We start from the raw sequence: 26,261 nt of genomic DNA on the forward strand, positions 1-26,261 counted from the left end.
CGTTCGATGACCAACGATCAAAGACTTCCAAGCGCTTATCATCGCACGGACGCCATCGCCCGAGCGATGGAGTCAGGCGACCATCGCCAGATCATCGGTGGAATGTGGGATGAAATCGGCCGCTTGCAATTCGACTTGCTGGTCGATAATGGCCTGCAGCCCCGTCACAGGCTGATTGACCTTGGCTGCGGCAGTTTCCGGGGCGGGGTCCACTTCGCCAATTATCTTGACGCGGGTAATTATTTCGGCGCGGACATAAATGCTAGCATCATGGACGCCGGATACGACAGGGAACTGGCGCCGTTGGGACTGGCCAACAAAGTGCCGCGGGCCAATCTGCTGGTGACCGGTGATTTTGACGTTGGCAAATTGGGTACCACGTTCGACTACGCCTTGGCCTTGTCGCTGTTCACGCACCTGCCAATCAACCTCATTCGAACTTGCCTTGAGAAGCTTCGGCCGACAATGGCGACTGACGGTAGGTTGTTCGCGACTTTTTTTGTGTGTGATGATGGCCTGCCATTGTGGCGGCCTATCTCACATCCGAGAGGCGGCATAACCACTTACGGTGACGCGGACCCGTATCATTATAAGGTCGCCGACATTGAGTTTATGGCGGGATCGACAGGCTGGCACATCGAAAGAGAAGTTCGCTTCGATCATCCTCGAAGCCAGCGCTGCTTCGTGCTAGCCACGGCGTGACGCACGCCGTGCCCCGTATTCGGCAACCGCCGCAGTACCATCTCTATGGGTTTGATACGCTGACGCCCGCCATCGGACCGCCCAGCCGTAGAGTTGCTGATCGATCTCGGTCAACGTCGCCAACAGGTCCAGGGTCGATGACGGCAGTTCTTCTCGCATCGTTCGGACCGGCGCTGCGTTGATCCGGAAAACGTTCGACGATGTATCGCCAAGCGCGGCGAAGATTGCGGCGTTGTCGGCCTCGAAATTCTCCACCAGCCCAACGTAATCGAAGCGAGCTAGGTTGGCTTTGGCCCGATCGAGGAGCTCGTCCGGCGGCAACCCGCCTGGCTCGATATCGCTCTTGCCGACCAACGAGGCGCCCCAGCCCGACGCCAGTTGGCATGCTTGATGATTCCACATGTGCGAAGCGAACTTGGAGTCAGCCGTCTCTCCTGCCCGAAAGAACATTTCAGCATCGTTGTCATGTGCCAACGTATTGATTTCATACTCATCTCTCGTCGCGCCACGACAGTAGCTGTAATATGAAAGCAGCCGTTCAACGGGATCCCGGAGGAAGGTAAAGCTGTAACGTCCCGTCATGAAGCGTTCAGCGTAATCGAAACCGAAATGGCCGGATACCATCATCAAGGGTTCGAGTTGTTCCGGTGTGCGGCTGAGATAATCGCCGTGCATGCAGCAATTTTCTCGACCATACAGCTCGGATGCCTTTGCAAGTATGGACGTCCCGGCGGTCTTCTGAATATGAAGGAATAGAGCAGGTATCATGCAGGTATCACATCCAGATAACGGAAAAGTGAAAACCTACTTGCGCTGACAGCGTCGCAGAGTCAATTGGGCTGTCGCCTTTCGAAAAGATGCGATCTTCCGACTTATAGGAGCGGGCGCGCGGGGGGCAGACGAGACCAACCCAGTCACCCGCTCGGCCATCGCTTCCATATCAGGAACTCTTTCCGCATCCGTCGAACGGCCGGTGCCTTGCCGCGATATTGAGCGCCGTTTCACGAACGATTTTGACCGACTTCCAATAGTCGTCATACTCGTCCCGATTGTCAGCTTTGAATGTCTTCAAGATATCATCATAGGCGTCCTGCAGAACCGTGCTCTCGGGGTTGAGATTGGTAACGACGACCAACCCGGTCGGCGCGCAGTCCGTGACAGTCACGGATAGATCGGGACGATACTTCAGCAGGGTGGGAACTACCTTCCATACGTCACCTGCCCACCACCCTGGAAAGTTGTTGTCAGCAGGTTCGATCGCCGTTTTCATATCCCTGGTGGTCATCTTGTAGCCGGGAGGGAGACAGTCGTGCAGCAGAATGATTGAGCCTTCCGCGCACTCTCTTTCGGTGTTGATGAAGTCGCGCAGGAGGAACTCGAACAGATGCATGCCGTCTAGAAAGGCCAAATCTACAGGCTTGCCCAAAATCTTGCTCGGACGCGTTTTCTTGAAAAAATCGTCGCTGGTCTGCTGATAGAGAAAGCAGCGGGGCTTGGAGCCAATGATGTTCTTTGCACAGACAAAGTAGGGATCGACCGCTACCGTTTCACACTTGGCCAGCTCAAGAGTATTTCCAAACTGGACTCCAACTTCGAAATAGGATCGCGGCCTTAGGGCCGAGTGGATATCGGCGATCGTCTCTAGGTAGCTTTTCCCGACGACATCTGGTCCGTGGTTGGCATCCTTCATTCGCAAGTACTCCAGGCGAGTCGATATTGATCTGTGTGGTTGCCGCTCGTATCATCGTGGCCTGACACTGCAATCAGATGACTTTGGCAAGGTCCTACAAACGGGCCGTCAGCCGCTCAACCACCTCGTCGCACGCGGTGTACCAAGATCTGCACCGCCAGCCGAACGTAGCGGCCATTTTACCGCAGTTGAGGCGTGAATTCGCAGGACGTTTCGCCTTCGTCGGATAGTCTGACGTCGAAATGCCGCGCACCGCAGCGTACGGCCTGCCCCTTTCCAGACTCGTTACGAAGACGCGCTGTGCAAACTCGGCCCAATTTGTGTCGCCGTCGCCCGCCACATGGTAGACGCCCCACTCCGCAAACTTCAGGTCCGCCTTGAGGTGCCGCGCCATATGAAAGATGCCGTCGGCGATATCAAGTGCCGATGTTGGATTTCCCCACTGATCGGCCACAACCGAAATCTCGTCGCGGTCAGCGGCCAGCCGCAGCATGGTTTTCACGAAATTCTTGCCGAACGGGCTGTAGACCCATGCCGTGCGCAGGATCAGATGGCGCGGATTGGCCGATGCAACCGCCTGTTCGCCGGCAAGCTTGGAGGCGCCATAGACGCTGCGCGGTGCAGTGGCGTCGGTCTCGACATAGGCGCCATGGGCGGTGCCGTCGAAGACATAGTCGGTCGATAGATGGATGACGGGAACGCCAAGCAGCGCCGCCGCTTGCGCCACCTTGCCGGCGCCGACGGCGTTCACCGCGAATGCCAGATCGGGCTCGTCCTCGGCCTGATCCACCGCCGTGTAGGCGGCAGCCGACACGACGATATCCGGCTTCACGGCCGCGATGGCTTCGATCACCGTGTCGGGTCTTGCAAGGTCGAGTTGCGGACGGCCAATGGCGATGACCTCAACGCCGGCGGCCGCCTGGGCGGCCTCCAGGAGGCTTGCCGCGACCTGCCCGTCGCGTCCGGTGACAACCAGCCTCACGCCGCCCCCTTGCGTGCTTCGCCCAGCCGTTCACCGGCGTAGCGCTGCTCGCGGATCGGTCCCCACCACCATTTGTTGTCGAGAAACCAGTCGACGGTCTTGGCGAGGCCGCTGTCGAAATTCTCATTGGGCGTCCAGCCCAGGTCCCGGCCTATCTTCGAGGCGTCAATGGCATAGCGGCGATCGTGACCGGGGCGGTCGGTGACGAAGGAAATCAGGTCGCGATAGCTCTTGCCCCCTGCCCGCGGCCGCCTGCTGTCGAGCAGATCGCAGATCGTCTCGACGACGCCAAGGTTCGTCCGCTCGGAATTGCCGCCGACATTGTAGCTTTCGCCGGACAGTCCCCTGGTCGCGACAAGTTCCAGCGCGCGTGCGTGATCCTCGACGAACAGCCAGTCGCGCACATTGGCGCCGGCGCCATAGACCGGCAGCGGCTTTTCGTCGAGCGCATTGAGGATGACCAGCGGGATCAGCTTTTCGGGAAAGTGATAGGGTCCGTAGTTGTTCGAGCAATTGGAAAGCACGACCGGCAGGCCATAGGTTTCGTGCCAGGCCCGCACCAGATGGTCCGAGGCCGCTTTCGAGGCGGAGTAGGGCGAGGATGGCGCGTAGGGCGTTTCCTCGACGAACATGCCGCCATCGAACGGAAGATCGCCAAACACCTCATCGGTCGAGACATGATGGAAGCGGAAATGGCTCTTCCTGTCCTCGGGCAGGCCGCGCCAGTACTCCAGCGCGGCATTGAGCATCTTGTAGGTGCCGACGATGTTGGTCTCGATAAAAGTGCCCGGCCCATCGATCGAGCGGTCGACATGGCTCTCGGCGGCAAGGTTCATGACGATGTCGATATCGTCGCGCCGGAGGATGTCGAGCACGGCCCTTTCGTCGCAGATATCGGCCTGCGCGAAGCGATAATTGTGTGCGTTCTCGATCGGCCGCAGCGAGGCCAGGTTTCCCGCATAGGTCAGCTTGTCGAGATTGGTCACCCGATAGGCCGGGTTGGCGCATAGATGCCGGCATACCGCCGAACCGATAAAGCCAGCACCGCCCGTCACCAGAAAATTCATGCCGCTGTCCTCAAATAACCCATCAGGCGAACACCTCGGCGGCAGCCAGCAGCGGCGCCTTCAGGTCCTTGTCCGAGAGCGGGAACCCGCCGGTCAATGACGGCCATTCGATGCCGATGGCGGGATCGTCGAAACGGATCGACCGGTCATGCGCCTGCGAATAGGTATCGGTCACCTTATACAGGACCTCGGTGTCGGGCACGAGCGTCACGAAGCCGTGCGCGAAGCCTTTCGGCACCAGAATCTGGTTGCCCTTTTCGGCCGACACTTCGAGAGCGACCCATTTTCCGAAAGTTTTGGAGCTGCGGCGAATGTCGACCGCAACGTCGAGAATGCTGCCCCGGATGACGCGCAGCAGCTTGTCCTGGGCGCGCGGCGCAAGCTGATAATGAAGCCCTCGCAAGACGCCCGCCGCGGCGGAATAAGAATGATTGTCCTGCACGAAAGCCAAGTCTATGCCGGCCTGCGAAAAGCGCTCGGCATTGTAGGTTTCGACGAAGAAGCCGCGCGCGTCGCCATGTCGCTTCGGAACGATTTCCAGAACGCCATCGATGCCAAGGGGCCTGACTTCCAGCACCTAGGCCTCCGACAGGTCGACGACACGCCGGCGCAGATAGGCGGCATATTCGTTCTTGCCCAGGTGATCGGCGCGACGCAGAACCTGGTCCACAGTCAGCCAACCCTGTTCAAAGGCTATCTCTTCGGGACAGGCGACCTTGATGCCCTGGCGGTGCTCGATGGTGCGCACGAAGGACGAGGCCTCATGCAGGCTGTCATGGGTGCCGGTGTCGAGCCAGGCATAGCCGCGCCCCAACCGATGCACATGCAACTGGCCGCGCTCAAGGTAGACGTTGTTGACCGCCGTGATCTCGAGCTCACCGCGCGCCGAGGGACGGATGGCAGGGGCGATGTCGACGACATCGTTGTCATAGAAGTAGAGACCGGTGACCGCCCAGTTGGATTTCGGCACCTGCGGCTTTTCCTCGATCGTCAGCGCCGTTCCCGTGGCCTTGTCGAAGGAAACCACGCCATAACGCTGGGGATCCTCGACATGATAGGCGAACACCGAAGCGCCCTTTTCGCGCGAGGCAGCGTCGCGGCAAAGCTGCGACAGCCCATCGCCGAAATAGATGTTGTCGCCGAGGATCATCGACACGTTGTCCTTGCCGATAAAATTGCGGCCGATGATGAAGGCTTCCGCCAGCCCGTTGGGCTGCGGCTGCTCGGCATAGGACAGGTCGAGCCCGAACTCCGATCCATCGCCAAGCAGATCGCGAAAAACCGGCAGGTCACGCGGCGTCGAAATGATCAGAATCTCTCGGATACCCGCGAGCATCAGAACGCTCAGCGGATAATAGATCATCGGCTTGTCGTATATCGGCAGAATTTGCTTAGAGACTGCTAATGTTAGTGGATAAAGACGCGTTCCACTGCCTCCAGCAAGGATAATTCCTTTCAAGAAGCTCTCCTTGACATGCCTGAACCCCCCGGCCCTAGCCGCCCGTGCTTAGGTTCCATGCACTGGCTTGTCAATCTCGGCGTTCGTCAAATGACTGGGTCACGATCCGGCGCCAATCCATGGCCAATTCAGGCGACGCATTGCTATCGTCTTGCCAGGGCCGGCCTGACGGGAACAAGCAGATTGTCATCATGGGCGGCGGTCGACTCGCCTCTCTGGCTCAGCCGCTCAGCAAGTCCCTTGTGAAAGATAACGCCATTCATATAGGCGAAGGTCATCGCCAGTGCCGCCGTTCGCAAGGGATAATCGACCAGAGAATGAACGAGCAGAAACGATACTGAGAGAAACGCCATTTTCTGCAGCGGATCTCGCCGTGCCGTAACGGAAAACGCAAAAAGCAATATCGCGTAAGCTGCGACCAGAAAGACAACAGGAGCGCCACCTTCAAGTGCCAATTCCAGATAATCATTGTGGGCGTGATTGACGTAGGGCTTGAAGATCATCTCTCCCTTTTCGTAAATCTGATAGACCTTCGGAAAACTCCCAAAGCCGACGCCCGTCGCCCAGTTCTCTTCAATTCCCGCGATCGTCGTGCGGGCAAATTCGGCCCGTCCAAAGGCCGGGTCAACCACTTCCGCATCGATCTTCGTCCACGCCCCCGATCGTGTAGAGTGAAAGCCCGATGAAGACAGCGGGTATTCCATACCCGCCCAGCCTCGAGCGCGCGGACAGAAAGACGACTGATACCATGGTGATCGCCAGCCCTATCAGAATACCGGCGCGCGAACCGGCGGCCAGAAGCAACAGCAGCAGCGTTATCAAGCCGAGCGACCCGGACAGAAGGTGCCCGCGAAACAGGCCGTAGTAGACAACGAAGGGGATGGAGACGAAGAGCAAAGCTGAAAAATGGTTCTGGTTGGCAAACAGTCCCGCATTGATCGTGAACGGCAACAAACCCTGTATGGCAACCGTATCGGAGAGTGAATACTGGATCGCCGCAGCCAATCCGTTACAGATGACACCCATGAAAAAGAAGGGCAGAAGGCCGTAGACCTGATCTGGGCGCAAGCGGGTGACGCTCAGAAAGAATGCAGCCATCGCCACGAAATACAACAGACACTCGATCGTACGTCCCACGCCGACACTGACGAAACGCAGCCCGGTTTCACCGCTCAGCCACGGATTTGCAAGTAGAACCTCAGGCCGCAATCCGCTCAACAGGGCGGCAGGCAGCGGCACGATTTGAAAACAGAACACGGCCCCTTTGAATTCGTCGATCTCCGAGACCAAAGCAAGGGTTTCAGGGGTGATTTGCAGGAAACCGATCTTCATGGCCATACCTAAAAAAATACCCAAAAATACCCAATAGCTCAAGAATCGACCTTACCCAATAAAGCACTCCCGGCGCCTTGTATGGGAAACGCCCAGTCACAAGGCAAACGGATTAGAGAGTGGATTCGACAACAAAATTCAAAAGGTGCATGATGGGTTTGGTGTCGGGGGATACCTTCATGAATTGGCGTTGGTTTTCGACCGCAACAGTTGTTGCGTTCATCTCAGGCTGCACTGCCGACTATTTGAATAATTATGACTCGGTGACGCTCGCTGCCGGCGATGCGAACCGCTCAAATATGCTTTTGCAAACTGTCGATCCGTTCAATCCGAATAGCCAAAACACGCGTATTGAAGGCGACGGAGCGCGCGCGGTGGCAGTCTTCAACGGATACCGAGGTGCGACCCGAGCCCGTAGCGCTGATTTGGACTGTGCAGGCGGCAGCGGAAACAATGCAGTGGTTGCCCCTGGGGTGCAGATCACAGGCTCTGATCCTAACGGGCTCGATGGTGATCGCGACGGCATTGGGTGCGAGGGAAAATAGGTTGTCTCGAACAAGGAAAGGAGGGCTAGGCTGGCTCGCAGTCATTGCGTTGGCCGCGTATTATTATCCCGTTCCGTACCAGAGACCGGGCATTACCTCGCCAAATCCAAAGGCCACCGTTGAGATCAGACCGGAGGCCAGCAATCTCACCCAGAGCGTTACACGGCAGGTCGAGGAACCGGCCGCACCCAGTCAGCAAACCAACGGGGAAGTGCTTCAAGGCCGCGCATCGGCAGTTGATGGCGATACAATTGAGATCAATGGGACGCGCGTTCGGTTCAACGGCATCGACGCACCCGAGTATGATCAACAGTGCGAGGATGCGAAGCACTTTCGGTATTCATGTGGATGGCAGGCCAAAACTTCCCTCGAAAAATTCATGGCTAAATCGAAGCCCTTACGATGCGAGTTTGTCACTTGGGATCAATACGGACGCTTCGTTGGCAATTGCTACCGGGCGGACGGAGCCGACGTGGCGGCCTGGCTCGTCAAGAATGGGCTGGCCCTCGACTGGCCCAAATACAGCCATGGCGGCTATGCATCCCAACAAGCGGTCGCCAAGGCTGCCAAGCTCGGCCTGTGGAAAGGCTTCTTCGAAGACCCATGGACGTGGCGCGCCGAGCACGCCGAAGATACGCAGCCCGCGGCCAATCAGCCTCTCGGTATCATAGGCCGTCAGGCTCAGTCACAAGGCTATTCGTGCGAGCCTCGCCGTAAATGCTCTCAGATAAGCTCTTGCGCTGAAGCCCAATGGTATCTCAGCAACTGCTCATGGGGCGGCAGGCTGGATCGCGATAGTGACGGGATTGCGTGCGAAACGCTTTGCTAAATACCGAGAACGACGGAGGACTGGTCAGTGGCCCAACAGTCGAGAAATTCCGGTTTGGAGCCCCTCTTTCTCTCTTTTGGTCGGTACGGGTACACTGGTTTGATCCTACGGTGATCTATTACCGGGGCTAGTCGCAACAGGATATCCCCGTTGGGGCTTGCTGATCGGTTCGCTGCTAGGCACATTCACCGCATGTGCAATCTCTACAACATCACCACGTCACAAGAGGCGGTCCGCCAGTGGACCCGGACTTTGCGGGACATCCTAGGCAACCTTGAACCGTCCGTTGACATCTATCCCAACCAGCCCGGCCCAGTGGTGCGTAACGCCCCTGAAGGCCGTGAGCTAGCCAATCTCCTGTGGGGAATGCCGACGCCGGCCGAGCGCGTCAAGGGCAAGGCTGACTACGGCACTACCAACATTCGCAACCCGCAGTACAGCCATTGGCAACAGTATGTCGGCGTCGAGAACCGTTGCGTGGTGCCGGTAACAAGCTTCGCAGAGCCCAGCCCAACTCCCGGCGATAAAGACCGCGAGACAGGCATTCAGCGGAACTATTGGTTCGCGCTCAATGAGGACCGCCCGTTATTCTTCTTCGCTGGCCTCTGGACGCCATGGCATGGGGTCCGCAAGGTAAAGGACGGCCCCGGCGATTTCGAGCTTTACGGTTTCATGACGACCGCGCCCAATGCCCTCATCAAGCCGATCCATGAAAAAGCTATGCCGGTGATCCTGAGGACGCAAGAGGAAACAGAGACTTGGCTGACAGCGCCATGGTCGGAAGCGAAGCGGCTACAACGCACAGCGCCGGATGATGCTCTTGTGATTGTCGAGAAGCCTGCCACACAGATCAAGTTTCCCGAGCAGGCACCAGTACCGCCAAGCCAAGGCTCGTTGTTCTAGATGGCTGGCCTTCGGATACTCTCGGACGTTGCACCGGGCCTTGCGATTGCCATCTTTCTTACAATCTTGGTCGTGATGTTTTTTCGTCGTAAGCGGCGCTAAGCAAATCGGCGGCACGTGATTGAAATGTTGGGCTGTTAGCGCCAGTTATTCATCCCTCCAGATCACGCGTCGTACCATGCGGATTTCAACAAGTCGCCTCACGCGTATCTTCATGCCCTCCGATGCGCTTGGCAGCAGAATGTCCACATCAAGCTCGCGGCGTTTGCAGCGCTCGCAGCGCATGTGCCGGTCAACGTCCCAAAACGGAATGTCCCCCACCAATTTGGCGAGGTCCCCGGGGAGATAGTGGCGTGTAATGTTGCAGTTGATGCACCGGACACGGATTAGCTGACCAACCTCATGCGCTCGGCACAGGGTCTGGACAAGGCGGCGCGGTCGTCTGCTCTGTTCCGGCATAGCCAAAAATAGGAATGAGTTCCTCGCCGAGTCAATTCACTCTTGACATTTATGTTCCCTTTTTGTTCACTACGCCCATGCAGCGTATGGAGTAATGCCATGGATCGAATTGTGACACTGAACAGCCGCCAGGAGGCTGCCCTCCAGGCCCACGCCGAGGATTTCATTGCAGTCCACAAGGGTGATGTGATGAAAGCGCTCAAGGAAATGATCGTGCTCAACGGGCACCTTCAGGAACGACTTGACGCACTCACCCCGCAGCGCCGCGCGACGCGTTAGGAGTAGGCACCATGGGCACAATGCACTTCGACACCGAAGCCAAATCCGAACTGCACTCTGAAGCGGTGAAGCTGATCGCCCGCTACGACAGCCCTCTTGAGACCGTGAAGGCGCTCATGGCCTACAACTGTGAGCTTGAGACCCAGATACTCGCCATCGCCCATCGGCATCCGGGGATAGTTTCAATCGGGTACGATCCTACTCCGCCTGTGCTGGAGTGACCTTCAATGAGCCGCCTGATCTTTGCAGGAGAGCTTGAGAGCGCCGCCGACCAGATAGCGGACATATCCCGCGCCGACCTTCAAATTGTACTTCGTAGGGCCGCCCTGATGCTTAGAAACGTCGCCGGTGTCGATCTGGGCACGAGAACAGACGAATTACTTTTTGGAATCGCAGCGGAGATGGAAGTTTCCAAGTCCGATTTGATCAAAACGATCGTCAGCGACTGGCTAATTGCCAATGCTTATCTGCCTGTTCCGCTAGAGCTTGACGAAGGCAACGAGACACCATTTAAAATCTGAGCATGAAACCCGGCGTCTTCCGCTATGCCCGCGCAAAATACGCCTTGTACCACTCGACGAACCGCCCGACGCCCTCGGTCACTGTCGTCGTCGGGCGGTAGCCGACCGCCTGCTCCAGCGCCGAGGTGTCGGCGAAGGTATCGGGCACATCGCCGGGCTGCAGCGGCAAGAGTTCGACGATGGCTTTGCGGCCGAGCGCGTTTTCCAGCGCCTCGACATAGGCGGTCAACTTAACCGGGTTGTTGTTGCCGATGTTGAAGATGCGCCAGGGGGCGCTGCTTGTGGCCGGATCCGGACGGCTGGAGTCCCAGGCGGCATTGCCCGTGGCCGGGCTGTCGCTGGCACGGATCACGCCTTCGGCGATGTCGTCGACATAGGTGAAGTCGCGCGTGTGGTTGCCGTTGTTGAACAGTTTGATCGGCTCGCCAGCAAGGATGTTTTTGGTGAACAGGAACAGCGCCATGTCCGGGCGCCCCCAGGGGCCATAGACGGTGAAGAAGCGAAGCCCGGTCGTCGGCAGCCCGAACAGATGGCTGTAGCTGTGCGCCATCAGCTCGTTGGCGCGCTTGGTCGCGGCGTAGAACTGCAGCGGGTGGTCGGCCGGACGATGCTCGGAAAACGGCATGTCGGTGTTGGCGCCGTAGACACTCGAGGTGCTGGCATAGGTCAGGTGCGCGACGGCGCTGTTGCGGCAGGCCTCCAGCATGTTGGTGTAGGCGATGATGTTGCTTTCGACATAGGCGTGCGGGTTTTCCAGGCTGTAGCGAACCCCTGCCTGGGCGGCGAGATGGATCACCCGGTCGAATGCGTGGTCGGCAAAGCAGGCGTCGACCACGCTCTTGTCGGCGAGATTGCCGCGGATGAAATGGTAGCCGGCATTGGTCTTGCGGCTCGCCTCGTCCAGGAGCCGCAGTCTCGCCTCCTTGATTTCCGGATCGTAGTAGTCGTTGACGTTGTCGATGCCGACGACCTCGTCACCGCGCTCCAGCAGCCGCTTGGCTACGTGATACCCTATGAAGCCGGCCGCGCCGGTGACCAGAACCTTCATCAGAAGCGCCCATCCGTGACATGCCTGGGAAACAGACCCTTGATGTCGTAAATGACGCCGGGGGTCTTGCAAAGAGCCTGCAGGCCGTCGACGCCCAGAGCGCGGAACTGCCTGTGGCCGACGGCCACGATAACGACGTCAATGTCCTTCATTCCTCAGGTCCGGACATTTTCCTCAAAGGCCACCCCCATCACCAGAATCCGACTGCCAACGACCAAGAGCTACGACAGCGCGGCTGCTCCAGCAAGCATCTATTTCTCGGATCAACAGTGCGGGAACTTTTGATCAACAGCATTGCTTTATGCGATTGAAAAGATACCGTCTGCAACGCACCAACGCCGAACGATAGGGCCAATAATGCGATGTAATTTCCAGCACCGCTTCGGCGATCAACCCCTTGGCAAGTCGCCTGGGAGCCGAGACAGATCGATCTAGAGAGCGGAGATATTGCGTTCCGAAGCAGCTGTATGTTGGTGTCGTCGGGACGGCAACCTAATCAGATGCGTATGGCCGGCGGAGGGTACCGATCATCGGCCATAAGATCGGCCAAACATCCGGGCAAATTCGAAATATATCTTTATAATTACGTATTTAGCAGAAGCCAAGATCGGCCAGACATGGAAGAAAGCGTTTCAACTACATTCACCCGTTCCCCGACGGCAATGGCCGCGTCAGCCGTTTGATGAGCCACGCCATGGCCCATGAGGCTGGGATCGCCGCGCACGGGCTGTGGTCGATCTCACGCGGTCTAGCGCGCGGCGTGAAAAGCCGCACGGACTACAAGCGCATGATGGATCATGCCGATATGCCCCGCCAGGGTGATCTCGACGGACGGGGCAACCTCTCCGAGCGCGCACTCGGCGACTTTACGCTATGGTTCATGCAGGTGTGCATCGATCAGGTGAACTTTATGACCGGCTTGTTCGATCTCGACACGCTCGCGAAGCGGCTGCGTCGCTACGTCGAGCGCAGTGGCCTCAAACCCGAAGCCGCCCGCCTCCTGGAGGAAGCGCTAATGCGCGGCGAATTTGAACGCGGCGAAGCGTCTCGCATTAGCGGACTACCCGAACGCACGGCGCGTCGCGTGTTCAATGAGGTGATCGCGCTCGGTCTGTTGGCGTCGGAAACACCCAAAGGTCCGGTGTCGATACGCTTTCCGGCCAACGCATTGGATTCACTGTTTCCGAAGCTGTTTCCAGAAACCTAAGTGTGATTACTTGGCAGACGCCACGCTGAAATCCGCCAATCACCCCACGCCAGCCAAGGCTTGATTGCTCAAGCCGCTGGTCTGCTCGGGCTTCAGCCGCGCTTGAGCAGCGTCCAGACGGCCGGCACCAGGCTTGCCGCGAGAGCCACCTTGATCAGGTCGCCGACGATGAACGGCACGACGCCGAACTGCCACGACTTTTCCGGACCGATGAGCAGCGCCAGCCAGGCAAAGCCCATCGCCATCATGACGACTTCGCCAACCAGCATGGCGTTGAAAAGCTTGATCGGATGGCGGTCCCAGCCGCGATCCGCCGCCCAGCCGACAATGGCCGCCATGACCACGAAGCCGGCGAGATAGCCGCCGGTCGAGCCGAGCATGTAGGCAATGCCGAGACCCTTTTCAGGCGTGCTCTGGAAGACGGGGAAGCCCATGGCGCCCTCGGCCATGTAGAGCAGCAGGGTGGCGACGCCGAGACGCATGCCGAAAGCGGCGGCAATCAGCAGCACGGCCAGCGTCTGCATCGAAATGTCGACCGGCCCGAGCATCACCTTGGTCTTGGCCGACAGTGTCAGCACAAGCGTTCCGGCGATGGCCAGGAAAAGCTGCGTTGCCAGCCGCGCCGCGCCGCTTTGCGGCAGAGCCAGAGAAACAAGCGGACGCATCGTAGTTGCAATTGCCATGGTATTTCCCCAATCCGATTGCCGCTACCAGATGTTCGCGGCCTCACATCCTCCTATATTGGCTTGCGTGTTATGCGGCAATCGGTTTTGCCGTTTCCCCAAACAAGGCACCGATGCATGGCACTGAAGTTCGAGACCGGCTTCGACCCCCTCTATGGCCAGGGGGTGAGCGTCGCGCCCGATGTCCAGCGCATCACGGCCCGCAATCCAAGCCCTTTCACCTTTCACGGCACCAACAGCTACATAATTGGCCGCGATACGCTGGCGGTGATCGATCCGGGGCCGCATGACGAGGCGCATCTGCGGACCCTGCTCGAAGTGATCGCAGGCCGGCCAGTCAGCCATATCTTCGTCAGCCATACGCATCGCGACCACTCCCCGCTGGCGGCCCGGCTGAAAGAGCGCACCGGCGCCATCGTGCTGGCCGAGGGGCCGCACCGGCCGGCAAGAGCCCTGCACATCGGCGAGACCAATGCGCTCGACGCCAGTGCAGACATGGCTTTCGTTCCCGACATCGCCCTTTCCGACGGCGAGGCGGTCGATGGCGACGGCTGGTCGATCAGGACGGTTCTGACCCCGGGCCACACCGCCAATCATGCGGCATTCGCGCTGGAAGGAACCGGCATCCTGTTTTCGGCCGATCATGTCATGGCCTGGGCAACCTCCATCGTCGCCCCGCCGGATGGAGCGATGGCCGATTACATGGCCTCGCTGGACCGTCTAATCGACCGCGAGGACCGCTTGCTGCTGCCCGGACATGGCGGGCCGGTGACGGCACCGCGCGCTTTCATGCGCGGGCTGAAGACGCACCGCAAGATGCGCGAGCGAGCCATCCTGGAGCGGGTCAGAGAAGGCGACCGGACGATTCCCGACATGGTCAGGGCGATCTACAGGGATACCGATCCGCGGCTGCATGGCGCCGCCGGATTGTCGGTGCTTGCCCATCTCGAGGATCTGACGGCGCGCGGTCTGGTTGTGACCGATGCCGCACCGGCCATCGACGGCATTTTCACGCCGGCCGGATAGGCAACGCAGCCCACTGCCAAGTGCCCGTGCCTCACTCGGCCGGCGCGGCGCCAACCTGACCGGCGACTTCCTGGTCGAGCTCGGCAAGGAAATCGACAATACGCGCGGCATTGTCGCCAAGGTCGTAGCGACCGTAGCGGGACGCCGACCGCATGTCGACGATGACCGTATCGCCATCGTCCGTCACGCGGATCGCCACATCGGCGGGAAGGCCGATCACGAAGCCCTTGGCGACGGCGGTGATGGTCACCTCGCTTTGCCCGGCGAGATCAGGATAGGGTTCCGATAGATCCCAGTCGCGCCGGTCGAGTACGGTTTCGACGGCATTGACGACAGTCTCGAACGGCAGGTCGTAGCTGCGTGCGCTGACCAGCGGATAGCTATCGGTCTGCAGCCGCTGTTCCCCAGGCGTCGACGGCGCAAGCACGTTCATATCCTTCTTGCGGTCGCTCACGTCGAGCGCCGGCGGTTCGTCGAAATCCGTCGAGATGTCCCTGAGCGGCGGATAGATCGTCGCCCAGTAGGCGGCGACGCCGTAGGGTGCGAGCACCAGCAGCGCCAGCAGCGCGCCGACCGTCAGGTCGCGACCGCCGCGGTCGCCGAAATTCCAGAGCCGCGAAAAGGCAAACCCGGCAAACAACAGCGCCATCGCCGCCAGCAGCGCGACAATGCCGAGCACCCACAGAAAGACAGGTGTTTCGACGAGATCGAAGCGATGGCCGACAAAGACCGTCAGCAGCAGCACCAACGAAAAAGCGGCCGTGCGCCGCGACCATCCGGCCGCCCTCGACGTTTGCCGTTCAGGAATACTTGCCATCGATTGCCGCACCACCCCAACCCGAACGGAGACTTAGAACCTTTTTGCGATGCCATGAAGCCGAAACATGCGACATCGCGTCAATCCGTCGGCAGGCGATAATCCTTGAACTGCTGGCGCAAGGTGATCTTCTGGATCTTGCCGGTGGCGGTGTGCGGAATTTCACCGACGAAGGCGACATCGTCCGGCATCCACCATTTGGCCACCTTGCCGTCCATGAAGTCGAGAATATCAGCCTTGCTCGGTTCCTTGCCCGGTTTGCGGACGACGACCAGCAGCGGCCGTTCGCCCCATTTCGAATGGTGGACGCCGATGGCTGCCGCCTCGGCGACATCGGGGTGACCGACAGCCAGGTTCTCGAGGTCGATGGTCGAAATCCATTCGCCGCCGGACTTGATGACGTCCTTGGCACGATCGGTGATCTGCATATAGCCGCCCGCGTCGATGTGGGCGACGTCGCCGGTATCGAACCAGCCGTCCCCGTCGAACTGCTCCACGCCGGCGCCGCCATAATAGGCACGGGCAACGGCCGGCCCACGCACTTTCAGGCGGCCAAATGTCTTGCCGTCCCAGGGTTGCGCATTGTTGTCGTCGTCGGTCACCTTCATTTCGACGCCGAACGGCGGATAGCCCTGTTTCTGCTGGACATCGAGCCGGGCTTCGCCCTCAAGACCAGCATAGTCCGGCTTCAGGGTGCACAGCGTGCCGAGCGGCGACATTTCGGTCATGCCCCAGGCATGGATGACCTGGACATCGTAGTTCTGCTGAAACTTCGTCATGATCGCGCGCGGGCAGGACGAGCCGCCGATGACGACCTTATTGAGATAGGGAAGCTTCTTGCCGGTCTCCTCCAGATGCTGCAGCAGCATCATCCAGACGGTCGGCACGGCCGCACTGAAGGTCACCTTCTCGGTATCGAGCAGTTCATAGATCGAGGCGCCGTCCATCTTGCAGCCGGGCATGACCAGCTTGGCGCCGATCATCGGCCCGCTCTGGCCAAGGCCCCAGGCATTGGCGTGAAACATCGGCACGACAGGCAGGATCGTGTCGCGCGACGACAACCCCATGGCGTCGGGCATGGCGGCGATCATGGCGTGCAGCACGTTCGAACGGTGGCTGTAGACGACGCCCTTGGGATCGCCCGTGGTCCCGGAGGTGTAACACATGCCTGCGGCGGTGCTTTCGTCGAAGGTCTTCCAGGCGAAGTCGCCATCCGCCTCGTCAAGCCACTCTTCATAGGCGACCACATTGGGCAACGTCGTCTGCGGCATGTGTGCCTTGTCGGTCAGCACGATCACCTGTTTCAGCGACTTGACGGCGCCGGCGATCTTCTCGAGCAGCGGCACGAAAGTCAGGTCGACGAAGACTGCCTTGTCCTCGGCATGGTTCATGATCCAGACGATCTGCTCGGGAAACAGCCGCGGATTGAGCGTGTGGTAGATGGCGCCGATGCCCATGATGCCGTACCAGGCCTCGATGTGGCGGGCGGTGTTCCAGGCCAGCGTCGCGATGCGGTCGCCCAACCCATAGCCGTCGCGCTCCAGCCGCTGGGCGACCTTCAGGGCGCGACGATGGATGTCGGCGTAGGTGGTGCGCACGATCGGCCCTTCGATCGAGCGTGACACGATCTCGCGCATGCCATGCTGCCGCTCGGCATTGTCGATGAGCTTATGGCAAAGCAGCGGCCATTCCTGCATCAGTCCCAGCATTCGGTCCTCCCTCACGCTTTTGCGTTGTGCTTTTTGTCCCATTGTGGAGCGAACCGACGGATTGTCCAGCCGCCAATACGGCCGAGCACTGCATTGGGAACAACCGCCACAATCCGGCCATCGTCGGCGTTAAGCTTCGTTAACGGGCAAAGGGGTGCGATTGGCGACTGAAAGAGGTTCGCATGGACGCGCAGCTCGACGACAAGGCTCTCGAGAGTACGCTTGCCGAAAGTCTGGCCGATCTGGTGCCGGACACAAAGACTGTTTCCGAAGATGAATTTGTTGAAGTTGTCGGCGGCGCGCTGGAAGCGGTCGGCGGCACGTTGCTGTTCAAGATGTGCGTCCAGAACCAGGGCGAGGACCAGCACGTCGCAGCCGCGTCAGTCGGCGATGGCGGAAACCGCCAGTTCCTGCTGCTCACCTTGCCGACCGGCGGTGGTTCCCTGAAGGTCGAGACCGTATCGAGAAGCAGCAACCCGGTCGCCGGTATTGCTGCCGCCTATGCGGGTCTCATGGACGTGTTCAAGGCCGCTGCCTGACAGCTGACGACAAGTATCGAGGATATTCGGAGGCGCGATCCGGCAGTGCCGGCCTGGGCAGGTGTTTGCGTGTTGCATGGCGACGGCAGGCCTTGAACAATGCGTTTGCGCGACACATCTCAAAGTCGACGCAAGGAGAGCCGCCGCATGGATCAGATCGCCAACCCCGCACCCGGTTTCCAACGCAACCCGGACAAAATCATCACCATCGAGCCCTATGCCGGCACCGTTACCGTGCGCGCCGGAGACGTGGTCATCGCTTCAACAGCGAAGGCCAAGGTGCTGACCGAAGCTCCCTATCCGGCGGCCTTCTACATTCCGTTCGCCGACATCGATTTCGGCAAGCTTGGCCGCACCGACCACTCGACCCATTGCCCCTACAAGGGCGATGCAAGCTATTGGAGCGTGCTGCCTGCCGGCGAGACCGGCCAGAACGCCATGTGGGCCTATGAACGGCCTTTCGACGAGATGGCTGAAATCGGCAACCACGGCGCATTCTACGCCAGCAAGGTCACGATCGAAGCCAAACCGGACTGAGCCAACGCCGAAGCGGGATACGCTCGGCTGGCCACTCACTCCGTGGTGCCGTTATTGCCGATGCCCTCGGCATCGTCGAGCCGCACAAAGGTCAAGCCCTTGGCCTTGAGCGCCAGCAGCCCCTGCACCACGCCTTCGCCTGCCGCATGGGTCGGCTGGTTGATATGCGAGATAATGACGTCGCCGTCCTTGGCCGCCGCGATGCGCCGCGCGGTTTCCTTGGCGCCGAGCAAGGAGCCGCCGTCGCCGTTTATCGAGAATCCCGCGACCTTGAAGCCAAGCTTGCGGATCATGGCGATTGCCGACGGGCTGTATTCGGCGGTTGCGCCACGAAACCATTTCGGCGCCGGCTCGCCGGTCCCGGCAAGAGCGGCGGCCCCCGATTCGACCTCGGCCAGCACCGCATCCGGGCTGCCGGCGCTGCGGATGCCGTAGATTTTCCGCGGCGTGTCGACCGCCGGGATGTGGTGACCGCCGTGATTTTCCAGTTCGAACAGATCGGGATGCGCCCGCATGATCTCGACGGCGGCGGCGTTTCGCTTCAGCCAGATGCCGGTCACGAAAATGGTGGCGGGGATCTTGTTGTCCACCAGCGCCGAAAGGATCCGGCTGTCGGTCTGTCCGCCGCAGGCATCGAGCGTGAGTGCCACACGGCCGGCGCCGCTCGCCTGCGGCCTGATGTGCAGCGTCGGCTCGACGAGCGGCGCGGCATGGCCGGCGGATGCCATCGCCAACGACATGGCGATCATCCAGAGATTTTTTTGCAGCAGGCGCATCAAACCGATTTCCTGACCCGTCATTTCAAGCAGGCATCCCAAAGACCCGCATGAAGGCGGAAATCAGGATGATGCATAGCAGAAAAGCGCTCCACGCGACAATGTGACCGTGCCTGTGGCGAAGGGGTCATTCCACCGCGTCGAGAGTCGTGCATGCGACCCATGATCTCAGATGACGCATTCCAGCTGCATTTCGGTGCGCGAAAGAACCTCGCGCACCGCGTCGACCACCGGCTTGACTTCCAGGCCCCAGACGCAGCATGCCTTGCTGGGATCCGGCGCGCGGCAAAGGTCCTCGGCCATGCAGGCGCAAGGCATCGGCGGCTGGAGCGAGATGCTGGGCACGCCGACGGGACCCCAGCGCGACGGCTCCGTCAGACCGAACAGCCCGACAACCGGGGTCCCAGTGGCTGCCGCCATGTGCATCGGGCCGCTCTCATTGCCGAGAAACAGCCGGGCCTGTTTCAGCACCGCCAGCAGGCTTTCAAGCGACAGGTCACCGACGAGATTGACGACCGGCGGCGCGGTCCTGGCGACGATGCGTTCGGCGATCTCGCGCTCGTCCGGGCCGCCCACCAGGACGACGTCCAGGCCGGTCTCGCCGGCAATCTCGACGATCGCTGCTGCAAACCGCTCCGGCTGCCAACGTCGCCCCTCGAAGCTTGCACCCGCATGCACGGCGATGAAGGCATTTGGCCGCAGATGGTGTTTATCCAGGAGCGCCAATGCTTTCGCCATCTCCAATGGCAGCGGCTGAAGGTTCGGAATCACCGTGCGAAGTTCAATGCCGAGCGCTTCGAGCGGCGAGAGGTAGCGGTACAGGAAATGCTGGCCATCAAAGCCGTAGGGCTTGGCAAGGACGTTGGCGGGCTGCCGCTCCAGCATACGCAAGGGTCTTTCGGAGGGATTGTATCCGACACGGGTCTTTGCGTGGACGAGCCCGGTGAGGATGCGCGACGTCTTCGAATCGGTCAGGTCGATGGTCAGGTCGAAGCGGAAGCGGCGCAACGCCCGCACCATGGCGTAGAGCTCCTTCCCGCGCTCCAAGGGCGTGCCGCGCATGCGGTCGCGCCTGAATGCGACCACCTCGGAAGCGATACCATGGGCGATCACGAAGCTCTCGAAGCGGGCCTCGCACAGAAAGACGATGCTGGCGCCGGGGAATTCGAGCCGCAGGTTCTTGGCGAGCGCCGAGGCGAGGACGAGATCTCCTATGAACTTGGTTTGAATGACCAGGATCGAGCGGAGCGGCGCGGGAGAGATCTGCAGCATCTGTTTCCGGGAGCAATTTGCGGATGGCCGCAAATTGGGCAGGAACAATGTCGAGATTACGCGGCGCGGCCAGCACGTTCGCGTGAATTGTCTTACAAAACGGTAAGCTGGATGGATCCTATCCGCGGCCTGTTTTCGCAACCAGCACCGCTGCCTGCGCTGCCGCCAGCCTGGCGATCGGCACGCGATAGGGCGAACAGGACACGTAGTCGAGGCCGACCTCTTCGCAAAAGCGGATCGAGGCCGGATCGCCGCCATGTTCGCCGCAGATGCCGAGCTTGATGTCGGGCCGCGTCGCCTTGCCCTTTTGCGCGGCCATGCGCACCAGTTCGCCGACGCCCTCGATGTCGAGCGAGACGAACGGGTCCTGATCGATAATGCCCTTCTGGCGGTAGGTTTCCAGGAACGAGGCCGCATCGTCGCGCGAGATGCCGAAGGTCGTCTGGGTCAGGTCGTTGGTGCCGAAGGAGAAGAATTCGGCTGATTCTGCAATGACATGCGCGCGGATGGCGGCGCGGGGAAGCTCGATCATCGTGCCAGTGAGATAGTCGATCTTGACCCCGGTTTCCTCCATGACGCTCTTGGCAACCGCATCGATGCGCGCCTTGACGTAGTCGAGTTCCTTCACCAGGCCGACGAGCGGCACCATGATCTCGGGGACCACCAGGGCGCCGGCCTTCCTGCCGGCCTCCACGGCCGCCTCGAAAATGGCCCGTGCCTGCATCTCGGCGATCTCGGGGTAGGAGACGGCCAGGCGGCAGCCACGATGGCCGAGCATCGGGTTGAACTCGTGCAGTGCCTCGGTGCGCTGCCTGAGCTTGTCGGGCGACACGTTCATGGCGGCGGCGACCTCGGCGATTTCAGCCTCGGTCTTGGGGAGGAATTCGTGCAGCGGCGGATCGAGCAGTCGGATCGTCACCGGCAGGCCGGCCATGATCTCGAACAGTTCGAGGAAATCCGAGCGCTGCATGGGCAGAAGCTTGGCGAGTGCGGCGCGCCGGTCCTTTTCGGTGTCGGCCAGGATCATCTCGCGCATGGCGACGATGCGGTCGCCGTCGAAGAACATGTGCTCCGTGCGGCAAAGCCCGATGCCTTCGGCGCCGAAGGAGCGCGCCATGCGCGCATCGAGCGGTGTTTCGGCATTGGTGCGCACCTTCATGCGCCGCACCGCGTCCGCCCATTCCATGATGGCGGCAAAATCGCCTGACAGTTCAGGCTGCAGCATGGCAACCGCGCCCTTCAGCACCTGGCCGTTGCCGCCATCGATGGTGATGATGTCGCCTTTGCGGAAGGTCTGCCCCATCGAGAGCAGCGTGCCGGCCCTATAGTCGACGCGCAGCGAGCCGGCACCCGAGACGCAAGGCTTGCCCATGCCGCGCGCCACCACCGCGGCGTGGCTGGTCATGCCGCCGCGCGTGGTCAGGATGCCTTCCGCCGCATGCATGCCGTGGATGTCTTCGGGACTGGTCTCGATGCGCACTAGGATCGCCTTGCGCCCTTGTGTCTTCAAGTCCTCGGCGTCAGCTGAGGAAAAGACGATCTCGCCGGTAGCGGCACCGGGCGAGGCCGGCAGTCCGATGCCGATGACGTCGCGCGCGGCCTTGGGGTCGATGGTGGGATGCAGCAACTGGTCGAGCGAGGCCGGGTCGATACGGGCAACGGCTTCCTCTTTCGTGATGAGCCTGTCGCGCGCCATCTCGACGGCAATTTTCAGCGCCGCCTTGGCGGTGCGCTTGCCGGAGCGGGTCTGCAGCATCCACAATTTGCCGCGCTCGATGGTGAATTCGAGATCCTGCATGTCGCGGTAGTGCTTCTCCAGACTATCGGAGATGGTGACGAAGGACTGGAACGCGTCAGGCATCAGCTTCTGCAGCGACGGCTTGTCCGAGCCTGCTGCGATACGCGCCGCTTCGGTGATGTTCTGCGGCGTGCGGATGCCGGCAACGACGTCCTCGCCCTGCGCGTTCACCAGGAACTCGCCATAGAGCATCTTTTCGCCGGTCGATGGGTTGCGCGTGAAGGCAACGCCGGTGGCCGAGGTTTCGCCCATATTGCCGAACACCATGGCCTGGACGTTGACCGCCGTGCCCCAGCTTTCGGGAATATCGTGCAGGCGGCGATAGGTGATGGCGCGGTTGTTCATCCAGCTCGAGAACACGGCTGATATCGCGCCCCAGAGCTGCTCATGCGGATCCTGCGGAAACGGCCTGCCAAGCTCTTCCTCGACTTTGGCCTTGTAGAGCGCGATGACGCCCTGCCATTCGAGCGCCGTCAGTTCGGTGTCGAGCTCGTGCCCGAGCCCGCCCTTCTGGTCCTCCAGGATTTCCTCGAACACTTCGTGGTCGAGACCCATGACGACATCGGAATACATCTGGATGAAGCGGCGGTAGCTGTCATAGGCAAAGCGCGCATCGCCGGAATCGGCGGCCAGCGCCTCGACCGTCTCGTCGTTCAGGCCGAGATTGAGGACGGTGTCCATCATGCCGGGCATCGAGGCGCGAGCGCCAGAACGCACCGACACCAGCAGCAGTTTCGACGGGTCGCCGAACCGACGACCGGTCAGCCGGCCGATGTGATCGAGCGCGACCGCGACATCGGCTTCCAACCCGGCCGGATAAATACGGCCGTTGGCGTAGTAGGCGTTGCAGACCTCCGTGGTGATGGTGAAGCCCGGCGGCACCGGCAGCCCCAGGCTGCACATCTCGGCTAGGTTGGCGCCTTTGCCGCCCAGGAGATTCTTGTCGCTGGCACGGCCCTCCGCCGCACCATCGCCAAAGGTGAAAACCCATTTGGTCATGCATCGCTCTCCGGTTGCAGGAGATTGGAAAGATTGGCGAAACGGAAAGTTCCGCCGGTCCGCCCTTGGAGCGATATGATGCTGCAGTGCGAAAGGCAAGGCGTCGGCAAAGCCGCCCGGCCACTACAATCGATTAAGCAAAGCCGTGCCTCAGGATGCGGCAAAAAGGTTTGCTATGCCGGGGATTCTGGAGTAGAACATACAGTGAACAAAGAGGTGGCTATGAAACTGTCCGGAAAACTCGACTATCTGGAAATGCCGGCTACGGGCGGAACGCTGGACCGGCTGAAGGCCTTCTACAGTTCCGCCTTTGCCTGGTCGTTCACTGACTATGGGCCGACCTATTCGGCCTTTGCCGAAGGCCTGGACGGGGGTTTTCAGGCCGACGCCGCCGAAGCGCCATCGAAGCCGCTGCCGGTGCTGTACAGCAGGGATCTGGAGGCGACCCTCGAGGCTGTCGAAAACGCCGGCGGCACGGTCGTCAAACCGATCTTCGCGTTCCCTGGCGGCCGCCGTTTCCACTTTGCCGATCCGGCCGGCAACGAGATGGCGGTGTGGTCCGAATAGCCAGCTGGTGCCGTCTGGTGGCGTTGCTTTTGCTGCCCAAACAGGCGTTCTCACCACCATTCATGGGGCATTGTGCTTTTTGGCTGCTCTGCTAATAACGCGCCGCACAAGCGACTCTGACGGCAATTGGGGCGTCGCCAAGTGGTAAGGCATCGGTTTTTGGTACCGACATTCCCAGGTTCGAATCCTGGCGCCCCAGCCATCCCGCTCAGGTCCGTTCCGGACACTTAGGACCGAGAGTACCTTTGCGATCTTCCATGAAGCCGATCGGCTAACAGTTCGATTGTGTCATAAATTCAGATGAGCCAAAGCCGTCGCGGCAAATTCAGGTCTTGCACATGATCTGGATAGTGTCGCCTTGAACATCTCCTTCTTTCCATACATAGGTCGGCCGGGTGGGTGGCGGCTCAACATGGAACTTCAATGAACCTTCCTATCTTCGCCATCAACCTCGATCGCGAGACCCAGCGCTGGAGCGAATTGCTCGCCAGCGCCGAAGCGGCAGGCCTGACCTTGCAGCGCATTGCCGCCGTCGACGGCCATGCGCTTGCCAAAGAGGCCTGGACGGAGATCGATCTGCCAGCCGCACGCAAGCTGAGCGGGCGCGACATCCTTTCCGGCGAATATGCCTGTTACCGCAGCCATATCCAGGCGCTGGAAACGTTCGTGGCCGGTGGCAGCGCCCATGGCCTGATCGTCGAGGACGACGTCCTCTTCAGCGAAGACACCATGCGGCGCATCGAGGCCGTCATCGCGGCGGTGCCGGATTTCGACGTCATCAAACTGATCAACCATCGCATCAGCTTCTTCATGCGCGCCGTCGAGACGGCGGAAGGCGACGAGATCGGTCGTGCGCTGCATGGCCCGCAAGGCTCGGCCGCCGCCTATCTGGTGACGCGGGAGGGCGCGCAGGGTCTGTTGTCGGCGCTCGCCGTCATGAAAATGCCATGGGACGTCGCGCTCGAACGCTTTTGGGATACCGGTCTGAAGGTCTATTCGGCCCGCCAAAACGTGCTTGGCTTCGCCGCCAGCAGCGAGATCTCCGGCATAGCCGGTCCCTCGGGAAGCTACAAATCCGCAAGGTTGGGGGGGCCGAGCCGGCTACGTGCCGGGGTGTTGCGGGCCAGTGACGAGCTGCGCCGCCTGCATCACGTCCTGCTGCGGCCCCCTTTGCCGCGAGATACCCTGGACTATGCCAAGGACAACGCGCCGCGCCACACCTTGCTTCTGTTGCTTGCGGCACTCGCCGTTCTCGCCATGGTTTCCGCGGTGTGGCGCGAGGCAGACACCTACCGCTATGCGGGCCTGGCGCTGGCCCTGGTCGCGGTCATCCGCTGGTTCAGGGTGGATTTGTGGACCTACAGCAAACCACTGATCGGTTGGGTCGGCTTCCTGTGTCTGGGCTGGTCGCTCTATGTCTTCATCCGACTGGCGATCGTCTATTTCGGCACCCACCAGTTGGGTGGCGCCGAAGGCATTTACATGTTTCCGCTGTTCTATGCGACGACCGGATTCGCCTTTCTGCTGTTTGTCAGGCAGCCCGCACGGCTGGTCCTCTGGTTCATGATCCTCAGTCTTGTCTTCCTGGCGGCGGACACCGCCTGTTCGAACATGTTTCAGGATATCCAACCGGCCCCGTGGCTTTTCAACAATCCCATCCACGCGTCGGTGGCGGCCGGTTTCATCTTCCTCTGCACGCTGCAATTCATGGCTTACACGGCCCAGAGAACGGACCTCGGGAAAGCAACCAAGAACCTTTATTGGGCGCTGTCGACAGCCGTCCTGCTGCTTGCCGTCGTCAATATCATCGAGATGCGGTCAAAGGGCGTGTGGCTTGCGCTTGCGCTTGCGCTGCTCCTGTTGACGGTCATGACCCTGGCGAGAGGCCATCGCCGCGAACTGTTGGTTTCGGGTGGCGTGCTGGCGATCGTGGCGGCCGGCATTGTCGCAACACACAACATCTTCTCGTCCACCGCCGGCGACACCATGACCTTCGTCAAAACCCTGGTTCCGGATGTGTTCAGGCATGGCGTCCTTCCCGCATTCGACCGCGCCATCGCGAGCGATGCGGTTCCGCTTGCAGCCAAGGAAAGGCTGATGCTGTGGGCGGATGCGATCGATATCTGGAAACGCCACCCGATCTTCGGAGCCAGTTCCAGCTGGCTGACCGAGTGGGAGAACAGAACCTATCATCCCATGATCTTAAACGTCTTCCACAATGGTTATCTGGAAATTGTCGTGCGCTATGGTGTGGTCGGACTGGCGTTCTTTGCCTTTCTCTACACCTGGTCGGCCAGGCAGGTTCTGCTGGCCATGCGAGCCAAGCTTGTCGCTCCGGCCGCATGGTCCTGTTACATCTCCACACTGGTTTTCTTCGCCCTCAGCATCCTTACCAATTCCAACAACCGGCTGGCCATGGGTGAGGCCTTCATGTGGTTTGCCGCGGCGTTCGGCTTCTATTGTTTTTATGTTCGCCAGCAGAAGAACCTTGTCGCGCCGCGAACCTATTTTTAGG

29 protein-coding genes, 1 tRNA gene and 1 pseudogene are annotated in these 26,261 nt (G+C 60.4%); 15 read left to right on the forward strand and 16 right to left on the reverse strand.

Going from position 1 to position 26,261, the window contains the following annotated elements; all coding sequences use genetic code 11:
* The first annotated feature begins 6 nt into the window (after window positions 1–6).
* Window positions 7–702: a class I SAM-dependent methyltransferase gene (locus tag EOC83_RS22835; RefSeq protein ID WP_013532722.1), complete on the forward strand. Its 696-nt coding sequence runs from the start codon at window positions 7–9 to the stop codon at window positions 700–702.
* Here EOC83_RS22835 and EOC83_RS22840 read toward each other — a convergent pair.
* The 8 genes from EOC83_RS22840 to EOC83_RS33290 form a co-directional block, all read right to left on the reverse strand.
* Window positions 688–1,470: a sulfotransferase family 2 domain-containing protein gene (locus EOC83_RS22840; RefSeq protein ID WP_064995165.1), complete on the reverse strand. Its 783-nt coding sequence runs from the start codon at window positions 1,468–1,470 to the stop codon at window positions 688–690. The two genes, EOC83_RS22835 and EOC83_RS22840, sit on opposite strands and share 15 nt — an antisense overlap.
* A 172-nt stretch (window positions 1,471–1,642) precedes the next feature.
* Window positions 1,643–2,392, reverse strand: coding sequence for a class I SAM-dependent methyltransferase (locus EOC83_RS22845; protein WP_063167689.1), 750 nt, complete (start codon window positions 2,390–2,392; stop codon window positions 1,643–1,645).
* A 94-nt stretch (window positions 2,393–2,486) separates the two neighbouring features.
* Window positions 2,487–3,374, reverse strand: a complete 888-nt coding sequence (gene rfbD / locus EOC83_RS22850) for a dTDP-4-dehydrorhamnose reductase (RefSeq protein ID WP_013532724.1) — start codon at window positions 3,372–3,374, stop codon at window positions 2,487–2,489.
* A complete protein-coding gene (rfbB, locus tag EOC83_RS22855) occupies window positions 3,371–4,441 on the reverse strand; it encodes a dTDP-glucose 4,6-dehydratase (RefSeq protein WP_013532725.1) in 1,071 nt (356 codons plus the stop codon). The genes rfbD and rfbB overlap by 4 nt, the downstream gene beginning before the upstream one ends.
* A 22-nt stretch (window positions 4,442–4,463) precedes the next feature.
* Window positions 4,464–5,018, reverse strand: a complete 555-nt coding sequence (rfbC, locus tag EOC83_RS22860; RefSeq protein WP_127325984.1) for a dTDP-4-dehydrorhamnose 3,5-epimerase — start codon at window positions 5,016–5,018, stop codon at window positions 4,464–4,466.
* On the reverse strand, window positions 5,019–5,900 hold the full coding sequence (rfbA, locus tag EOC83_RS22865; protein ID WP_013532727.1) for a glucose-1-phosphate thymidylyltransferase RfbA: 882 nt from the start codon (window positions 5,898–5,900) through the stop codon (window positions 5,019–5,021).
* Between the two features lie 143 nt (window positions 5,901–6,043).
* A complete protein-coding gene (locus tag EOC83_RS33285) occupies window positions 6,044–6,532 on the reverse strand; it encodes an O-antigen ligase family protein (protein ID WP_244514278.1) in 489 nt (162 codons plus the stop codon).
* Window positions 6,525–7,274 carry a hypothetical protein gene (locus EOC83_RS33290; RefSeq protein ID WP_244514277.1) on the reverse strand — a complete coding sequence of 250 codons (750 nt, stop codon included), beginning with the start codon at window positions 7,272–7,274 and terminating at the stop codon, window positions 6,525–6,527. The genes EOC83_RS33285 and EOC83_RS33290 overlap by 8 nt, the downstream gene beginning before the upstream one ends.
* Before the next feature lie 77 nt (window positions 7,275–7,351).
* On the opposite strand from EOC83_RS33290, the gene EOC83_RS22875 reads away from it, so the two are divergent.
* The 6 genes from EOC83_RS22875 to EOC83_RS22905 all read left to right on the forward strand — a co-directional run bounded on the left by EOC83_RS22875 (window position 7,352) and on the right by EOC83_RS22905 (window position 10,768).
* Window positions 7,352–7,777 (forward strand): calcium-binding protein, encoded by a 426-nt coding sequence (locus EOC83_RS22875; protein WP_224674090.1) that lies wholly within the window; start codon window positions 7,352–7,354, stop codon window positions 7,775–7,777.
* 49 nt (window positions 7,778–7,826) lie between these two features.
* Window positions 7,827–8,606 carry a thermonuclease family protein gene (locus EOC83_RS22880; RefSeq protein WP_244514276.1) on the forward strand — a complete coding sequence of 260 codons (780 nt, stop codon included), beginning with the start codon at window positions 7,827–7,829 and terminating at the stop codon, window positions 8,604–8,606.
* Between the two features lie 192 nt (window positions 8,607–8,798).
* Window positions 8,799–9,509, forward strand: coding sequence for an SOS response-associated peptidase (locus EOC83_RS22885; protein ID WP_013532730.1), 711 nt, complete (start codon window positions 8,799–8,801; stop codon window positions 9,507–9,509).
* A 558-nt stretch (window positions 9,510–10,067) separates the two neighbouring features.
* Window positions 10,068–10,247 carry a hypothetical protein gene (locus EOC83_RS22895; protein WP_013532732.1) on the forward strand — a complete coding sequence of 60 codons (180 nt, stop codon included), beginning with the start codon at window positions 10,068–10,070 and terminating at the stop codon, window positions 10,245–10,247.
* An 11-nt stretch (window positions 10,248–10,258) separates the two neighbouring features.
* Window positions 10,259–10,468: a hypothetical protein gene (locus EOC83_RS22900; protein ID WP_013532733.1), complete on the forward strand. Its 210-nt coding sequence runs from the start codon at window positions 10,259–10,261 to the stop codon at window positions 10,466–10,468.
* A 6-nt stretch (window positions 10,469–10,474) separates the two neighbouring features.
* Window positions 10,475–10,768: a hypothetical protein gene (locus tag EOC83_RS22905; RefSeq protein ID WP_013532734.1), complete on the forward strand. Its 294-nt coding sequence runs from the start codon at window positions 10,475–10,477 to the stop codon at window positions 10,766–10,768.
* Between the two features lie 22 nt (window positions 10,769–10,790).
* Here EOC83_RS22905 and EOC83_RS22910 read toward each other — a convergent pair whose 3' ends face one another.
* Entirely contained in the window at window positions 10,791–11,816 is a 1,026-nt protein-coding gene (locus EOC83_RS22910; protein WP_063167688.1) for an NAD-dependent epimerase, read from the reverse strand.
* The gene (locus EOC83_RS32860) at window positions 11,816–11,968 is read right to left on the reverse strand and encodes a hypothetical protein (RefSeq protein ID WP_158515784.1); all 153 of its coding nucleotides are present in this window, start codon (window positions 11,966–11,968) and stop codon (window positions 11,816–11,818) included. Before EOC83_RS32860 ends, EOC83_RS22910 begins: the two co-directional genes overlap by 1 nt.
* 482 nt (window positions 11,969–12,450) lie before the next feature.
* On the opposite strand from EOC83_RS32860, the pseudogene EOC83_RS33600 reads away from it, so the two are divergent.
* Window positions 12,451–12,504: pseudogene (locus EOC83_RS33600) on the forward strand (Fic family protein); the annotation flags it as partial.
* Window positions 12,505–12,510: 6 nt separating this feature from the next.
* Window positions 12,511–13,023: a hypothetical protein gene (locus EOC83_RS22915; RefSeq protein WP_244514275.1), complete on the forward strand. Its 513-nt coding sequence runs from the start codon at window positions 12,511–12,513 to the stop codon at window positions 13,021–13,023.
* Window positions 13,024–13,115: 92 nt separating this feature from the next.
* Here EOC83_RS22915 and EOC83_RS22920 read toward each other — a convergent pair whose 3' ends face one another.
* The gene (locus EOC83_RS22920; RefSeq protein ID WP_027164125.1) at window positions 13,116–13,706 is read right to left on the reverse strand and encodes a biotin transporter BioY; all 591 of its coding nucleotides are present in this window, start codon (window positions 13,704–13,706) and stop codon (window positions 13,116–13,118) included.
* Between the two features lie 117 nt (window positions 13,707–13,823).
* On the opposite strand from EOC83_RS22920, the gene EOC83_RS22925 reads away from it, so the two are divergent.
* Window positions 13,824–14,732 (forward strand): MBL fold metallo-hydrolase, encoded by a 909-nt coding sequence (locus EOC83_RS22925; protein WP_013532737.1) that lies wholly within the window; start codon window positions 13,824–13,826, stop codon window positions 14,730–14,732.
* 31 nt (window positions 14,733–14,763) lie between these two features.
* On the opposite strand, the gene EOC83_RS22930 is transcribed toward EOC83_RS22925, so the two are convergent.
* Both EOC83_RS22930 and EOC83_RS22935 read right to left on the reverse strand, forming a co-directional pair.
* Entirely contained in the window at window positions 14,764–15,549 is a 786-nt protein-coding gene (locus tag EOC83_RS22930; protein ID WP_013532738.1) for a DUF1499 domain-containing protein, read from the reverse strand.
* Window positions 15,550–15,629: 80 nt separating this feature from the next.
* Complete coding sequence (locus EOC83_RS22935) at window positions 15,630–17,258, reverse strand: fatty-acid--CoA ligase (RefSeq protein ID WP_063167687.1); 1,629 nt, start codon at window positions 17,256–17,258, stop codon at window positions 15,630–15,632.
* A gap of 182 nt (window positions 17,259–17,440) precedes the next feature.
* On the opposite strand from EOC83_RS22935, the gene EOC83_RS22940 reads away from it, so the two are divergent.
* Window positions 17,441–17,797 (forward strand): hypothetical protein, encoded by a 357-nt coding sequence (locus EOC83_RS22940; protein ID WP_013532740.1) that lies wholly within the window; start codon window positions 17,441–17,443, stop codon window positions 17,795–17,797.
* A gap of 147 nt (window positions 17,798–17,944) precedes the next feature.
* Window positions 17,945–18,334, forward strand: coding sequence for a DUF427 domain-containing protein (locus EOC83_RS22945; RefSeq protein ID WP_013532741.1), 390 nt, complete (start codon window positions 17,945–17,947; stop codon window positions 18,332–18,334).
* 35 nt (window positions 18,335–18,369) lie between these two features.
* On the opposite strand, the gene EOC83_RS22950 is transcribed toward EOC83_RS22945, so the two are convergent.
* From EOC83_RS22950 to ppdK, 3 genes are all read right to left on the reverse strand, one after another.
* Window positions 18,370–19,110 carry a polysaccharide deacetylase family protein gene (locus tag EOC83_RS22950; protein ID WP_013532742.1) on the reverse strand — a complete coding sequence of 247 codons (741 nt, stop codon included), beginning with the start codon at window positions 19,108–19,110 and terminating at the stop codon, window positions 18,370–18,372.
* A gap of 168 nt (window positions 19,111–19,278) precedes the next feature.
* Window positions 19,279–20,382: a glycosyltransferase family 9 protein gene (locus tag EOC83_RS22955; protein WP_013532743.1), complete on the reverse strand. Its 1,104-nt coding sequence runs from the start codon at window positions 20,380–20,382 to the stop codon at window positions 19,279–19,281.
* A gap of 118 nt (window positions 20,383–20,500) precedes the next feature.
* Entirely contained in the window at window positions 20,501–23,179 is a 2,679-nt protein-coding gene (gene ppdK / locus EOC83_RS22960) for a pyruvate, phosphate dikinase (protein ID WP_013532744.1), read from the reverse strand.
* A gap of 222 nt (window positions 23,180–23,401) precedes the next feature.
* On the opposite strand from ppdK, the gene EOC83_RS22965 reads away from it, so the two are divergent.
* The 3 genes from EOC83_RS22965 (at window position 23,402) to EOC83_RS22975 (ending at window position 26,260) form a co-directional block, all read left to right on the forward strand.
* Window positions 23,402–23,746, forward strand: coding sequence for a VOC family protein (locus EOC83_RS22965; RefSeq protein WP_013532745.1), 345 nt, complete (start codon window positions 23,402–23,404; stop codon window positions 23,744–23,746).
* A 127-nt stretch (window positions 23,747–23,873) separates the two neighbouring features.
* Window positions 23,874–23,948 (forward strand) — tRNA-Gln (locus EOC83_RS22970).
* A gap of 221 nt (window positions 23,949–24,169) precedes the next feature.
* A complete protein-coding gene (locus tag EOC83_RS22975) occupies window positions 24,170–26,260 on the forward strand; it encodes a glycosyltransferase family 25 protein (RefSeq protein ID WP_013532746.1) in 2,091 nt (696 codons plus the stop codon).
* Window position 26,261: the final 1 nt, after the last annotated feature.

The organism is Mesorhizobium sp. Primo-A, assembly GCF_003997175.1.
In the GTDB taxonomy this organism is placed as follows: domain Bacteria; phylum Pseudomonadota; class Alphaproteobacteria; order Rhizobiales; family Rhizobiaceae; genus Mesorhizobium; species Mesorhizobium ciceri.

Bases quoted from the DNA above. Each gene is read 5' to 3' on its own strand.
- EOC83_RS22885 (WP_013532730.1), top strand. From the start codon at position 8,799: ATGTGCAATCTCTACAACATCACCACGTCACAAGAGGCGGTCCGCCAG.
- EOC83_RS22845 (WP_063167689.1), bottom strand. From the start codon at position 2,392: ATGAAGGATGCCAACCACGGACCAGATGTCGTCGGGAAAAGCTACCTA.
- EOC83_RS22945 (WP_013532741.1), top strand. From the start codon at position 17,945: ATGGATCAGATCGCCAACCCCGCACCCGGTTTCCAACGCAACCCGGAC.
- EOC83_RS22965 (WP_013532745.1), top strand. From the start codon at position 23,402: ATGAAACTGTCCGGAAAACTCGACTATCTGGAAATGCCGGCTACGGGC.
- EOC83_RS32860 (WP_158515784.1), bottom strand. From the start codon at position 11,968: ATGAAGGACATTGACGTCGTTATCGTGGCCGTCGGCCACAGGCAGTTC.
- EOC83_RS22895 (WP_013532732.1), top strand. From the start codon at position 10,068: ATGGATCGAATTGTGACACTGAACAGCCGCCAGGAGGCTGCCCTCCAG.
- EOC83_RS22925 (WP_013532737.1), top strand. From the start codon at position 13,824: ATGGCACTGAAGTTCGAGACCGGCTTCGACCCCCTCTATGGCCAGGGG.
- EOC83_RS22950 (WP_013532742.1), bottom strand. From the start codon at position 19,110: ATGCGCCTGCTGCAAAAAAATCTCTGGATGATCGCCATGTCGTTGGCG.
- EOC83_RS22900 (WP_013532733.1), top strand. From the start codon at position 10,259: ATGGGCACAATGCACTTCGACACCGAAGCCAAATCCGAACTGCACTCT.
- EOC83_RS22930 (WP_013532738.1), bottom strand. From the start codon at position 15,549: ATGGCAAGTATTCCTGAACGGCAAACGTCGAGGGCGGCCGGATGGTCG.
- EOC83_RS22835 (WP_013532722.1), top strand. From the start codon at position 7: ATGACCAACGATCAAAGACTTCCAAGCGCTTATCATCGCACGGACGCC.
- EOC83_RS22940 (WP_013532740.1), top strand. From the start codon at position 17,441: ATGGACGCGCAGCTCGACGACAAGGCTCTCGAGAGTACGCTTGCCGAA.
- EOC83_RS22935 (WP_063167687.1), bottom strand. From the start codon at position 17,258: ATGCTGGGACTGATGCAGGAATGGCCGCTGCTTTGCCATAAGCTCATC.
- EOC83_RS22905 (WP_013532734.1), top strand. From the start codon at position 10,475: ATGAGCCGCCTGATCTTTGCAGGAGAGCTTGAGAGCGCCGCCGACCAG.
- EOC83_RS22920 (WP_027164125.1), bottom strand. From the start codon at position 13,706: ATGGCAATTGCAACTACGATGCGTCCGCTTGTTTCTCTGGCTCTGCCG.
- EOC83_RS22955 (WP_013532743.1), bottom strand. From the start codon at position 20,382: ATGCTGCAGATCTCTCCCGCGCCGCTCCGCTCGATCCTGGTCATTCAA.
- EOC83_RS22975 (WP_013532746.1), top strand. From the start codon at position 24,170: ATGAACCTTCCTATCTTCGCCATCAACCTCGATCGCGAGACCCAGCGC.
- ppdK (WP_013532744.1), bottom strand. From the start codon at position 23,179: ATGACCAAATGGGTTTTCACCTTTGGCGATGGTGCGGCGGAGGGCCGT.
- EOC83_RS22915 (WP_244514275.1), top strand. From the start codon at position 12,511: ATGGCCCATGAGGCTGGGATCGCCGCGCACGGGCTGTGGTCGATCTCA.
- EOC83_RS22910 (WP_063167688.1), bottom strand. From the start codon at position 11,816: ATGAAGGTTCTGGTCACCGGCGCGGCCGGCTTCATAGGGTATCACGTA.
- EOC83_RS22840 (WP_064995165.1), bottom strand. From the start codon at position 1,470: ATGATACCTGCTCTATTCCTTCATATTCAGAAGACCGCCGGGACGTCC.
- rfbB (WP_013532725.1), bottom strand. From the start codon at position 4,441: ATGAATTTTCTGGTGACGGGCGGTGCTGGCTTTATCGGTTCGGCGGTA.